This is a genomic window from Paenibacillus oceani, from assembly GCF_014705615.1.
GTDB lineage: Bacteria > Bacillota > Bacilli > Paenibacillales > NBRC-103111 > Paenibacillus_AB > Paenibacillus_AB oceani.
In genome coordinates this window covers 91,131-103,622 of the sequence record NZ_JACXJA010000003.1, presented here as the reverse complement: position 1 = coordinate 103,622, position 12,492 = coordinate 91,131, and the positions used below count along the sequence as shown (strand labels likewise).

At 55.5% G+C, this 12,492-nt stretch carries 11 protein-coding genes; 7 read left to right on the top strand and 4 right to left on the bottom strand.

Going from position 1 to position 12,492, the window contains the following annotated elements:
• The first annotated feature begins 25 nt into the window (after positions 1 to 25).
• Positions 26 to 1,693 carry an ABC transporter substrate-binding protein gene (locus tag IDH45_RS02280; protein WP_190924270.1) on the top strand — a complete coding sequence of 556 codons (1,668 nt, stop codon included), beginning with the start codon at positions 26 to 28 and terminating at the stop codon, positions 1,691 to 1,693.
• Between the two features lie 65 nt (positions 1,694 to 1,758).
• Here the strand turns inward: IDH45_RS02280 and IDH45_RS02275 are convergent, their stop codons facing one another.
• The 3 genes from IDH45_RS02275 to IDH45_RS02265 form a co-directional block, all read right to left on the bottom strand.
• Positions 1,759 to 2,796, bottom strand: a complete 1,038-nt coding sequence (locus tag IDH45_RS02275) for an NAD(P)/FAD-dependent oxidoreductase (protein ID WP_190924268.1) — start codon at positions 2,794 to 2,796, stop codon at positions 1,759 to 1,761.
• A gap of 247 nt (positions 2,797 to 3,043) precedes the next feature.
• Positions 3,044 to 4,000 (bottom strand): VanW family protein, encoded by a 957-nt coding sequence (locus tag IDH45_RS02270; RefSeq protein ID WP_223836316.1) that lies wholly within the window; start codon positions 3,998 to 4,000, stop codon positions 3,044 to 3,046.
• Between the two features lie 195 nt (positions 4,001 to 4,195).
• On the bottom strand, positions 4,196 to 4,672 hold the full coding sequence (locus tag IDH45_RS02265; RefSeq protein ID WP_223836315.1) for an NUDIX hydrolase: 477 nt from the start codon (positions 4,670 to 4,672) through the stop codon (positions 4,196 to 4,198).
• Positions 4,673 to 5,009: 337 nt separating this feature from the next.
• Here IDH45_RS02265 and IDH45_RS02260 point away from each other — a divergent pair, with 337 nt between their 5' ends.
• The 4 genes from IDH45_RS02260 (at position 5,010) to IDH45_RS02245 (ending at position 9,493) form a co-directional block, all read left to right on the top strand.
• Positions 5,010 to 5,186, top strand: a complete 177-nt coding sequence (locus tag IDH45_RS02260) for a YceI family protein (RefSeq protein WP_190924267.1) — start codon at positions 5,010 to 5,012, stop codon at positions 5,184 to 5,186.
• Positions 5,153 to 5,353 carry a hypothetical protein gene (locus tag IDH45_RS02255; RefSeq protein ID WP_190924265.1) on the top strand — a complete coding sequence of 67 codons (201 nt, stop codon included), beginning with the start codon at positions 5,153 to 5,155 and terminating at the stop codon, positions 5,351 to 5,353. The genes IDH45_RS02260 and IDH45_RS02255 overlap by 34 nt, the downstream gene beginning before the upstream one ends.
• A 75-nt stretch (positions 5,354 to 5,428) precedes the next feature.
• On the top strand, positions 5,429 to 6,739 hold the full coding sequence (locus tag IDH45_RS02250) for an aminotransferase class I/II-fold pyridoxal phosphate-dependent enzyme (RefSeq protein ID WP_190924263.1): 1,311 nt from the start codon (positions 5,429 to 5,431) through the stop codon (positions 6,737 to 6,739).
• Positions 6,740 to 6,898: 159 nt separating this feature from the next.
• A complete protein-coding gene (locus IDH45_RS02245; RefSeq protein ID WP_190924261.1) occupies positions 6,899 to 9,493 on the top strand; it encodes a hypothetical protein in 2,595 nt (864 codons plus the stop codon).
• Between the two features lie 76 nt (positions 9,494 to 9,569).
• Here IDH45_RS02245 and IDH45_RS02240 read toward each other — a convergent pair whose 3' ends face one another.
• Positions 9,570 to 10,586, bottom strand: a complete 1,017-nt coding sequence (locus tag IDH45_RS02240) for an SGNH/GDSL hydrolase family protein (protein WP_190924260.1) — start codon at positions 10,584 to 10,586, stop codon at positions 9,570 to 9,572.
• A gap of 776 nt (positions 10,587 to 11,362) precedes the next feature.
• Between IDH45_RS02240 and IDH45_RS02235 the strand changes: the two genes are divergently transcribed.
• Both IDH45_RS02235 and IDH45_RS02230 read left to right on the top strand, forming a co-directional pair.
• Positions 11,363 to 12,091 (top strand): hypothetical protein, encoded by a 729-nt coding sequence (locus tag IDH45_RS02235; protein WP_190924258.1) that lies wholly within the window; start codon positions 11,363 to 11,365, stop codon positions 12,089 to 12,091.
• The gene (locus tag IDH45_RS02230) at positions 12,088 to 12,363 is read left to right on the top strand and encodes a CD3324 family protein (protein WP_190924256.1); all 276 of its coding nucleotides are present in this window, start codon (positions 12,088 to 12,090) and stop codon (positions 12,361 to 12,363) included. Before IDH45_RS02235 ends, IDH45_RS02230 begins: the two co-directional genes overlap by 4 nt.
• Positions 12,364 to 12,492 lie beyond the last annotated feature (129 nt).

Below are 12,492 nucleotides of genomic sequence, written 5' to 3'. Positions count from 1 at the left end.
TATGTCCTGCCTGAAGGAGGCACGAATGATGGGTTCACAGCCGACAACTTCCGTCCCGCTTCGCTCCCTGCTATTTCATATGACTGACATCAGCCTGTCCGTCCGTCCGGTCGGATGGGATTCCGATATACAAACCAGCGATCCGTACACGCTTCTGATCGTAACGAACGGAATCGGCAGTCTCCATACGAGCGATACGACCGTCCTTCTGAAAACCGACAAATGCTACCTGCTCCCGCCGGGCCGCTCTTACCGGACCTTCAACGGATTCGACAGCTCGCTCAGGTATTACCAGCTGGCCTTCGCCGCCGTCCATATCGCGGATCAACGGACCACCGAGACGTACACCGGCAGCTTGTTCTCCGGGCGGCTCGAAATGACCGCTTATCCGTTCTCCAGGCTGATTCGCCTCGCCGAGGAGCTGTACGACGCGAAAGACAGCGACGGCGATATCGAATCGATGAACCGGCATATCCGTTTTCAGGAGCTGATCCGTTTTCTGCTCGAGCACAACCTCGAGTTCTCCGGTCACGCCAACTCTACGCAAGCGGTGGAATCGACGATCCGTTATATGCGGAACAATTACATGCACAGCATAACCGTGAAGCAACTGGCCGAGATGGCCCGAGTGCCCTACTATCAGTACACCCCGATCTTTCAGGAATTAACCGGCAAGAAGCCGCTCGATTATTTGACCGAGCTACGCATCAACCGCTCCAAGGAACTGCTGGTCCATTCCGACGAACCGCTACGCGAGATCGCCGGCCGGGTCGGTTTTGCCGACGAATATTATTTCAACCGCCGCTTCCGACAGACGACAGGCGTGACGCCCAAGCAGTATGCCAAATATATGAAGCATAACACGCGCGTAAGAGACTGGACCGGACACGAAGTCGATATCCCCGCCCAGCCGAAACGAATCATTTACTTCGGCGAAACGTTCGGCGACCTGTTGGCTCTCGGAGTCGACGCGATCGGCGGAAATTTATCCTGGAAAAGCCGCACCTTCTTCAAAGACCGGGTACGCAACGTGCAGGACGTCGGCAATCCGATCAACCCGGACAAGCTGATGGAGCTGAAGCCGGATCTGATCATATTCGCCTGCTCGGACGAGAAGCAGTATACGAAAATATCGAAAATCGCTCCTACGGTAACGTTTAACTCCTTCGCCCCTCTCGACCAGCGGCTGCTTACGCTCGGACATCTGCTGGGCAAAAGACGCGAAGCGGAAAAATGGCTGGACACCTACAACAATAAAGCCGCTGTCGTGTGGCAGCAGCTTCGGTCGGTTATCGAGCCGGGCGAGACGGCTTCCGTATTCGTATTTGATCACGGCAACCGGCTGTTCGTGATGGGGGCATCCGGACTTTCCTCGGTGCTGTACCATCCGCATGGCTTCCAGCCGGTGGACAAAATCCGCGATCTGTTGGACGCAGGTTTAGGATTCGCCGAAATAACGGAGCGTCATCTGCCCGCCTATACCGGAGACCATATCTTCATGCTGCTGCCGGGAAACGCCGAATCGAAAGTCGCGATGGAGCAGTTGATGGAGAGTGCACTCTGGCGCAGCCTGCCTCCCGTTAGGAACGGCCGTGTCTACTGTGTGGAAGCGGCCAAATGGAACTTCGGGGACGCACTGACCCGGGAAAAGCTGCTCGATGCGCTTCCCCGCCTGCTCCTCGCCAACAGTTGAACCCGGCCTCGGCCTCTCCCCCGGCCCCGGCTTCATGCCCAGCCGTCCCTGAAAAGGGACGGCTGTTATTCGTCCGCGACGCCGAGCGCGCGGTTTTTCTCTTTGAACCGGTCGTTGTGCGACGAGACGTACGCCATCCGCGGCGCCTCCGGCTCCATATGCAATTTCGCGCTGTTGACCGCTAGCACGGCGTCGGAGAACGCCCCCGCGATCAGATTCACCTTGCTGTCGAAATTGACGAAATCACCGGCGGCATAGATGCCGGGCACGTTCGTCTCCAGCTTGCCGTTCACGTACACGTTCCAATCGTCCATCTGGAGTCCCCACTCGTTAATTCCCGAGAAGTCCGACTTCAGCCCGTGATTGACAATAACCGCATCGACACCCAGTTGCTCGGTTTCGCCTGTCTCCACGTGGCAAATCGTCACTTTGCCGATCGTCTGCCCATCCTCGCTGTGCAGTTGGGTTAACGCATACGGAGTCCGGACAGCCGCAACGGATTGCTTCATCCGGATAATATTTTTCTCGTGCCCGCCGAACATCTCGCGGCGATGGACGACCGTTACGCTTTGCGCGATCGGCTGCAGCTCGTTGGCCCAGTCTACCGCCGAGTTGCCTCCACCCGATATTAGCACGCGTTTGCCGCGGAACGGCTCAAGCTCCTGCACCGTATAGTGGAGATTCGTAATCTCGAACCGGTCGGCTCCTTCGATATCCAGCTTCGCCATCTTCAAGATCCCCCGGCCCAGGGCAAGCACCACCGTCCGCGTCCAATGCTTCTCACCCGAATCGGCTATAAGCACAAACGTGCCGTCCTCTTTTCGTTCGAGATGCTTAATATGCTGGCCGAAGACGAGAGTCGGGTCGAACACGGTCGCCTGCTGGGCAAGCTGGGCGATCAGTTGCTGACAGACGACAGGGGCGAAGCCGCCTACGTCCCAGATCATTTTCTCCGGATAGATGAGCATACGCCCACCAAGCTCTTCCCTCGCCTCGATCAGCTTTGTTTTCAAATCGCGCATTCCGCTATAAAAAGCGGCGTACATCCCGGCAGGGCCGCCGCCGATGATCGTCACGTCGTACAATTCCATTGGCTCCACCATAACCCGTTCCTCCGCAACAAAACGTTTTTTATTTGTAATTGATATTGATTCTCAATATCTCCCTGACTATTGTAGCCTCGCATGGCTTGGCATGGCAATGGACAAACGTAACCTTATCTTTGTACAAAATGAACCCCCACTCCGGCCCGCATAGGCGTTCCGTTTATAGGCGGAATGCGAAAAACCCCCGAATCCGCGGAATTCGCGAACCTGGAGGTTTATTTTGGCATCGCACTTGAATAACCGATTACTCGCGCTCTTCCTGCCGTGCCCGGGGCGGGCCGCCCGGATCGTCCGCATCCGTCTCGATCGAGATTTCTTCCGGAATGCGTACCGCCGTACTGGGCACTTCGCGCGGCTTGTATTCGATCACGTCCGACGAATACAGGCTGACGAACAAACTGCCTCCGCCCGTGAATGCGCGGATCAGAACAGGCTGATTGTATTTGTTCATAAAGGTAAAATCAGGGCCGTTCCAGCTCACGGTAGCGTCTCGGCCAGGCAGCACGTACGGCACATTGCGGCTGTGCGAATAACGCTGCACGATATGCATGCCAGCGCGGTCCGCGGCGTTGAACAGCGTCGACGACACCTGGCAGATGCCGCCCCCGATCCCCTCGGCCAGCTCTCCTCTTACGATTACCGGGGCTTTCAGGTATCCTCTTTTCTCGGTCCGCTCCCCGACCACCTGATTAAACGAGAACAGCTCTCCGGGGAAGAGCACATGGTTGTTAATCGCTATAACCGCGGTCGAGATATTGTGCATCCGGTTTTTGTTGTTCGAGTTGTAGTAGGTGACATAGTGCCCGATCGGCTTGACCCGGATGTTGGCCAGCAGCTCGCTGTCCACCTTCGGATACAGCGCCGTCCTCGGCAGATCGATGACCGAAGGGCCGGTTCCGTAAAAATACGAATAAAACCGCTCCTCGAACGCGGTGCGGTTCAGCCTGTAGCCGGGCTGCTCCTTCTCGATCCTGCCGTTCGCGCCGATTCGCGCATTTTGCGGAGCCCGGTACATGTTACGGTCGAGCTCGTCCATCAGCCGGCCCAGCCGGTCCCTATCGACCATCGACTGCCCCGGCAGCGCATACTCGTTGCGAACGGCCGTAGCCACCCGCTGCCCCTCATGCTCGATTACGGCTTCCCCGGGGGCGTTCACTTGTTGGACCAGCAGCAGCAGTCCGATCATCCATGCAGCTTTCAATATCGGCGTCCCTCCCCACCGGTAGGTTGAACAGGAAAAGTTCCTCTTGATACATTTTCCTACATCCGGCGGAATTATTACCGCTGCCGAAAAATCGTGCAAAAGCGCAGCCTTCCCGGAATAATAAAAGGCACCCGTAGCGGGCGCCTTGCACGTCTTCCTTTATTCGGCTAATCGATTGCGGCGGCCCATTATTTAACGAGAGCCGCGGCCGGTTACTAGATGGGACATACCGGGCTGGTTTTTTTCGAGCTGGGCGAATATACCTTCCGGATACACCGGCCTGCGCTTCAGTTGGCCCAGCGTCCTCCAGACAAGCTTCACCGACGAATGCTCCTTATGCCAGAGCGGTTCCGGAATTTCGTCCGTCTGCTCCAGCTCGCACAGATGGATCAGCGTCACCTGATGGTGTTCCTTGCCATAATATTGAAAAAAATGCTCGTTAATCGCCATAAGAGGCCCGACCCGAACCTCCAAATCATATTCTTCCATAAACTCGCGAATAATCGCTTCGGCAGCCGTCTCGCCGTACTCCACCGTTCCGCCGGCGAACCGGTAAAACGATTCGTCCTCGTCGCATTGCACAAGCACTTGCCGGGTGCTGCCCTGCCGGCCCTCCCCCGCTGCGACGTCCCGGATCATAACTCCCGCGGCTCTTAATTTCGGATGCATACGTCCCCCTTTCCGCCTGCAACAGCCGAGGCGAACGCCGGCGCCATGACCGTTGACTGTTAGCTGTCCGATTTTTGCGGCATATCGTCTTTGAACGCTGAACGTGCCGATCTCTTCTTCCTGCGGGGTGAACCTGCCTGCCCCTGTCCGAACCTTGCAGCCTGAAAAACAATGTTCATTTATTGTAACCGATCCCACTGAAAAAAGAAAATCCGGACCAGTCTCAAAACGAGCCGAAAATGCTCTTTCTCTTGTTGGTATAAACCCAAAAGTTCCGTTCTATACATCTCTATGGCCGCACGGAATAATTCATGAGCAATGGGCACGGAAAGCCTGCTTGCCAAAAATAACCCCGTATGCCTTGCTCAGCTCGGGCAACGGCCAGCGCGACGGACATATTAAAGGAAACGATTATTTGCAGGCCGCAACTTATCCGAAAGCTGCGTTTCAAGTCACGTCGTTCGAAGGCGTGCCGGCCGAATGGAAGGAAGGCCAGTCGTTCCTCTTAAGATGAAGGGCAAGCTGAACGTCAAGGGCGTCGACAAGGACGTTACGTTCGACTCCAACGCCCTGTACGAGCAAAATCAGCTGAAGCTGTCCGGCTCGACTGTCGTAACGTTCGGCGGGTCCTTAGCGATCTGCCGGGACGATTTGCGTCCGGAGTCCGCCGGGAATCCGTGAGTGACTCGGAATAGGCTAAATGATATAATAGGACCGACTTCGAAAAAGATAACAAGGTTTGGAAGGATGGAACCGATGAACGAATTGGTGAAACGACTGAACGCGACCATCGAAAGTGAGAACCCGCATGTATTCTCCATGCTGTCGGGGCTCGGCAAAGCGATTTATTTTCCGAAAGAAGGCATCCTGAGCCAGTCGGCCGAAGCGAAGACGAAGGCCAAGAAATTTAACGCTACAATCGGGATTGCTTTGGAACAAGGCAAGCCGATGCATCTGAAAGCGATCCAGGATACGCTCGAAGCTTATGACCCAAGCGACATATACCCGTATGCTCCGCCGGAAGGCAAGCCCGCCCTGCGCAAAGCATGGCGCGACAAGATGCTCGTCGAAAACCCTTCGCTGCAAGGGAAAACATATAGCAATCCGATCGTCACAAACGCGCTGACCCACGGGCTCAGCATCGTCGCCGATTTGTTTGCGGATGAGGGAGACGCCGTCATTTTCCCGGACAAAAACTGGGAGAACTATGAGCTGTGCTTCAGCATCCGCCGCGGCGCGGAGATCGTCAACTTCGCGTTATACGGCGACGACGGCAAGTTTAACGCCGCCGCTCTGCAGGAAGCCGTCCTCGCCCAGAAGGACAAGGGCAAAGCGATCGTCATCCTGAACTTCCCGAACAATCCGACCGGTTATACGCCGAACGCCGAGGAAGGCAGAGCGATCGTCGCCGCGCTTGTCGCAGGCACCGAAGCCGGAATCAACATCGTTGCCGTCACCGACGACGCCTACTTCAGCCTGTTTTTCGAAGATTCGCTCCACGAGTCGCTGTTCGGCCATCTGGCCGGACTTCACCCGCGCATCCTGCCGATCAAGGTAGACGGCGCTACCAAGGAAGAGTTCGTATGGGGCTTCCGCGTAGGATTCATCACCTTCGCTTCGGAAAGCGAAGCGCTGCTTAGCGCATTGGAGCAGAAAACGATGGGCATCATCCGCGCTACGATCTCCAGCGGACCGCATCCGTCGCAGACGTTCGTCCTTCGCGCCCTGCAATCTCCGGAATTCGAAGCGCAGCGTCTGGAGAAGTTCAACATTATGAAAACCCGCGCCAACCGGACGAAAGAGCTGCTCGACAGCGGCAAATTCGATTCCGCTTGGACGTATTACCCGTTCAACTCCGGCTACTTCATGTGCCTGAAGCTGAGGACGGTCGGCGCCGAGCAGCTCCGTCTCCACCTGCTCGACCAATACGGCATCGGGACGATCGCCCTCGGCGAAACCGATCTGCGCGTCGCCTTCTCCTGCATTGAGGCGGAGCATCTGGAGGAGCTGTTCGATACGATTTATCAAGGCGTTCTGGATTTGGAGAAAGCCGCTTCCAACGTATAATGGTTCGACGAAAAGCTACGCCCTTGCCCGATTCCGGCTCCCGGATCTGTCCGGAAGCCGCTTGAAGGCAAGCGGCGTTTTTTTGTTCGCGGACACAGAAACATCTTCCCCTTCGCCGCGTCTATTTCCTATATAAGGAAAAGTGAGGAGGGGGTTCCTTTGATTCGGAAACGAGTGGCGGTATTAGGTGCTTTCGTAATCGGGTTATTATTCCTAACAATAACCGCCTCTTCCGACTGGGGGATTCCGGTTGTCGATCACCGGCTGGAGAAAGGGAAGAGACAGCAGCCGGACGGCCGGTTTGGCCATACCAGTCCGGCTTCCGCTCTGCTGGATCTGACTGGCAGCCGAGGCGGCTTCCTGTCCAAGGAAGCTCGGGAGCTGAGGCAGAAGTGGAACGAGTCGGCCGGATGGAAGCGGGCGGAAGGCTTGTTCGATACCGCGTCGCCTGAACCGTTGGTGCTCGTCGACAACGCGGATCGTTGCCGGGGGCTTCTTTATTTGGAGAACCAGCACCTATACCGCCTGTTCACGGATGAGCGCGGAACGTTCCGGCAGCAGCAACTGCTCAAGTTCGACCAGGGAACATCGGCCGGACTATGGCGCAATGGAGACCATGTATTAATCGGCGAGCAGCTTCGTAACCGTGAACATCCAATGGGTAAATGGCATTCGATCGAGCAGCATGCCGATCCTGCACGCCCTTTTGCCGTTATCCCGCTCGATCCCATGCTGGGACCGGAACAATTGCTCACGGCAACGTTTACCGAAAACCCGCGGCTTATCTTCCTGACATTCATGAACGGATCGGGCTTCTCCGAGTATGTGTATAAGCCGGGCGAATCCAGGTTCCTGTCGGTAAATCTCCGATTCGCGAACCCCAGTGACCCGGACACCTGGGACCGCTACCATCTGCGGAAACCGTCGCCGCAGGCCGAACCGCTTGCCTTCGAGCGGCAGCGGCAGTTTGCTCTTCCTCAAGGGTCCCTCCTGTCCGTATTCGAAGACGAGCGGGGAACGATCGTATTTTGGGAAGAGGAGTATCCGGTTATCGCCCGGTTCGTCGATCATGCGGTTGCCGGATTCAGACCGTTCGAGGATATCCATGGGAACCGCTACTTGCTCGGCAGATTCCAGGCTCCGGACGGCAAGGCCGATTTGGCTTTTCTCAATGGAAGCTCCCCCCTCTACTTCGACGATAACCCGCGTCTTTTTCAGGACGAATGGAACATGTATAATTTGTACAATTATTACAAGATCGGCGGAACGCAAATCGAGCTGCTTCACTACGAGGTCGATTGGAGCACGAGGAAAATGGCTGAGATCTACGGGGCGTATCCGTTAGACGGAGCCCGGTTTACCGGACGCTCGGGGGATTGGCTCCATTTCGAACGAGGCGGCGAATCTCTCGTCTTATCCGCTTACGATCTCATTCACTACCGTCCTGCAGGCCGGACGGCGGTTAACCGGCTGGAGGACTTATGGATTCATCTAGCCGACCTGACATGGACGATCGTTTCCGCAGCGAACGGCGGCGAGCAATACAAGCTCAGCCCTTTAAAAGTGCCGCAATCGTTATGGCAAGGCACAGATTCGTATGCCAGCTTCCCGCAGCCTGTGCGCGAAGCGCTCGAAACGTCGTGTATAGTCGGCTGCGGAGACTACAGCACTCTACCGGTCGTCCGGCACATCGGCGGCGAGTGGATCGTCCTGGTTGAAGAGACGCTCTATCGGGTCGAGAACGGCGAACTGGCCGAGCTGGCGAAGCTCCCTGTAAAGTTGAGTTATACCGCTTATTACGGCAAAGGCGGCGGCAGCAGAACGGCTTCGGATTTTACGAAAAAAGACGGTTACTGGTACGTGGCCGATACGTTCGGCAACCGGATTCTGAAGCTGGACGACCGGTTCGGGGTCGTGAAGGAGCAGCCGCTGCCGTATCCGGCCTCCATCGATGTCGGGACATCGGATACACTGCAAGTCGTCAGTATATCCGGAGTAACGAGAATGAACGCCGATTTGCACATCATCGGCGAGACCGCTGCTCTGCCAGAGACGTCGGAACCTATGGAGGAGATCGACTGGTTCCAAGACTCCTATCTTGCCGATCCGGAGACGGGACGTACATGGATTCATTTTCTCGGCCATGTGATCGTATACGAGCCGGGGTCGGAGCGCTACCGGGCCTATTACACGGGCTTCAACCTGAACGGATCGTTCCGGACGAAGCTGATTCCTTACGAGCACGAGATCATCGTCTTGATGGACGAGAAAGCGCTGATCTTCAGCCGCGGCGGAGTGTGGAAGCGTACCCTGACGTTCCCGCGGGTGCAGCCGGATGGCGAATACATCTACCATTTGTCCGGAGAAGGCTCCTATCAGCTCGACGCGGTGAAGAACAAGCTGTATCTCGTCCAAGGTTACCGGATTATCGGGATCGATCTCGTCTCCGGCCAACACGCCGAACTGTTCAGGCAGCATATCGCTACCGCCGGCAATATTGTGCTGCATAGCAACAAGCTGATCTTCACCCTGCACCGCGGCGACTTGTACGACGACAGGCAGAAGAGGACCAATCAGTTGGTCGTGCTGGACCTCGCTTCCGGGCATGTAACCCGGTACGGCCTGGATGCCGGCCTCGTTACGAGCCGGATCACGGAGGAAGGGGAGCTGGAATTTACCGCCCCTATGCCGGGGATTGATCCGGCGAGTGAAGCTTCGATGACCCGCACCTTCCCGCTCGATCTATTGAAGTAAATGTCGCGCTGCGGCGCTTTCCTGGAGGAGGGCGGGCCGCAGCGTTTTTTTCCACTCGCCGGGCAGTTCCTGGGTACTAGCTAAGATCAGACTCACCCGGTATTAACCGTTCCAGAGCTCGGGCATACAGCAGATGACCATAATCGTTCGGGTGATTGACATTGTTAAGCAGCAAGCTTTCCGGCGTTTTGCCAGCGGACAATTCCTCCAGCCATATTTGCTGAAGATCGGCAACCGCCACCTGTTTATCCGCACCCAGTTTCCGGAGGACTTCGGCATATTCGGTTGGATTGGAGCTCGCATATTTCCAATGCGGGTTCGGCAAACAAGGGGTAATCAAAATAATAGAAGCCTTTGTATGCTGCCGAATGTCGTCAATCATCCGTGAAATATTCTTTCCGAATTGCTCCGGCGGAACGGCGTTAGTTCCGTCGCTTCGCCTGTTTTGATCATTCATCCCGTATCCGATCGTAACCAGGTCCGGCCGCTCGCTTAGGACATCCCGGTACAGCCGCTCCAAACCGCCCTGGCTCGACTCGCCCCCAACCGCCTTCATACGCACCTGAATCGATGCTGCGGGGAACCTCTCCCGGACGGCTGCCGCAAAGAGATGATAATATTTCATCGACTCCCCGCTGGCTTCAGCCCCGGTACTGATGCTGTCCCCAAACACGACATACGTAATCGCCTCCCCCTGCTCCAGCTTCTTACACAATAGGGACAAGGCTCCCGGCATGGAAGGACTCGACTCGGCTTCAGAATCGTCATCCGGCCGCAAATATTGGTAGTCGGTGTATAACGTAAACCGCCGGTTCGAGTAATTGGCGTAATCGCTATGATTGAATTCCGTTTTCCCATAAGTCGAGTGCTCGCTCCAGTCCGGAATAGAACTTCCCGGCTGCCGTCGGATCGTACCCTCGTCGTAATCGACGATATAATGCTCCCCTTCCATGTACGATACGTTATCGAGATCATCCCTTTTTAGCTTGCTCCGCAAATGCAGGCTGCCTTCAGCCAAAGCTCTGAAACGCAGTTTATGCGGTTCCTCCCCTACCATCACGACCGTTTCTCCAAGCTGCCTCTCCAGCCTCATCGTATCACCTTTCTTCTATTGAACTCGGTTCAGCCAACAAGTAAACCATTTCAATAGAAAGGAACGTTTTCCTTCTCTTGGGAGGGAATCAACTTTCCTTATTGATAAGAAACTACACGTATCGGCCGGACAATTTTGATACACTGTAGAAAAAATCCCATCCCAAATGTGCTACAGCTGGTTTCTAATCATTACCCCACAAGCCTTTCAATGTTTCCCAAAAGAAGGTTCCAGATGAATTCCAAACATTCCGTACAGCTTGCGATCGATTATATGGATGTTGGATGGAGGAAACGTATGGGAGAACAAACCAGACGGATTCGGGCCAACGGAATGGAGTATGGGAATGCGGGAGGCCTGCTGATTCCCCCCCTGCGATACGATGGGCGGTCATGCCTGCGGGAGGTGAACCTCAGGGTCGGTCCGTCTATTATTCTCATGTGTCAGACTGCGGTCGAGACTATCAGTTACAGGTAAGGGATTTCAGGGAGCAGTCAATGATGCCGGGATGCGGATGAAGGATTTCAGGGGGCAACAAGGATAGGGGAGCGCAGGGATAAAGGAAGGAACACTTCCGTTATTTCGCCATAGAAGCGCTTTTTAGGGTGATAGCAGAAGCTTTGCTTCCGTTATTCGCATCTTCTGAGCGCAATCGGGAGTTTTACACCGGAATAACGGAAACGAAACTTCCGGTATTTCATTTTTTGGAGCCATTTACTCCGATAAAGGAAATGAAACTTCCTCTAAGCCGATGTACAGCATTCGCCGGGGTGTACTTGTCGGAGTCATCCAATAACGGCCTGCTTTCGGTCGGCTTCGATCCGGCAGACGAGCAAGAGTTGCCCCCGCTGCTGGATTTGTGCATCGAGTCGGTCCGCCGGCAGGGAGGCTCCCGAATCGGACGTTTCATCTCGCTTGAGCCGGGTCATATCCGCAACGAGGAGATTACGTTTTGGGAGAAGTACGGCTTTTTGGCCGATCCGTTTTACCACACGCTGATCAAGATGGAAGTAGACGAATGGTCGGTTCCGGAGAAGCTCGATACGAAGGGGATTGGCCCGGCAGCCGAATCCGAGATCGGGGACATCGCCCGAATGCTGCTCGAAGACAACGAGGAATATTTGGCGGACGAATATACGGAGAATTACGAGAAGCCTGCGCCGGACCAAGTGTATCTGACACTGAAACATCCGGATAGCGGCAAGATTCTTGGGATCGCCTACTACCGCGTGAGCCGGTTTAAGGACAAACGAAAGGACGGCAAAACGTATGACGGGCTCGGCGCATGGAATGTCGGGTTTCATTTCCGGCCGGAGTACCGTCTGCCTCGTCCGCAAAAGCGACGTTTTATTCAAGCGGTACTCGCTTCAATGAAGCAGCTGGACGTTATTTTCGCCAGCGCCCGGGTGTCCTCCCGCGATTTCGATTGCTTGATCGAGCTGTTCGCGGAAGGATTTGATTTTCAGGCGCCGGAAGTTCAAAACCGGATGTGCCGGAACGTATGAGCCACCCCAAAAAATACGTAAACGCCAAAGAAGTGCTCCCCCCTCACCTTGTGAAGGAAATACAAAAGTACGTGCAGGGCAAACATCTGTACATCCCCTGTACGGAGCGGAAAACTTGGGGCTCCGCCACCGGGAGCCGGGAGGAACTGCGGGAGCGAAACAGAGACATCGTACGCCGGTACCGGAGCGGAATGAACATGGAGCAGCTTGCGAAGATGTTCCATCTCAGCGTGGAGCGGATCGAATCGATTGTGTACAGCAGCGAAATCTAGAGTTGGCCCGATTCAAGCTCAGATAATCGCTCTCCAATGCAAACAGGATGGTATCGAGCTGTAATCGTCAGCAGATTGTCATCGCTGGTTCGGCGGATTCTCCTGAAGTTCGAAGCCCGTGAAGAATCC

Excerpts from the sequence above, each read along its gene's own strand:
- IDH45_RS02255 (WP_190924265.1), top strand. The coding sequence starts at position 5,153 with ATGGAAGGAAGGCCAGTCGTTCCTCTTAAGATGAAGGGCAAGCTGAAC.
- IDH45_RS02275 (WP_190924268.1), bottom strand. The coding sequence starts at position 2,796 with ATGGTGGAGCCAATGGAATTGTACGACGTGACGATCATCGGCGGCGGC.
- IDH45_RS02250 (WP_190924263.1), top strand. The coding sequence starts at position 5,429 with ATGAACGAATTGGTGAAACGACTGAACGCGACCATCGAAAGTGAGAAC.
- IDH45_RS02265 (WP_223836315.1), bottom strand. The coding sequence starts at position 4,672 with ATGCATCCGAAATTAAGAGCCGCGGGAGTTATGATCCGGGACGTCGCA.
- IDH45_RS02280 (WP_190924270.1), top strand. The coding sequence starts at position 26 with ATGATGGGTTCACAGCCGACAACTTCCGTCCCGCTTCGCTCCCTGCTA.
- IDH45_RS02230 (WP_190924256.1), top strand. The coding sequence starts at position 12,088 with ATGAGCCACCCCAAAAAATACGTAAACGCCAAAGAAGTGCTCCCCCCT.
- IDH45_RS02240 (WP_190924260.1), bottom strand. The coding sequence starts at position 10,586 with ATGAGGCTGGAGAGGCAGCTTGGAGAAACGGTCGTGATGGTAGGGGAG.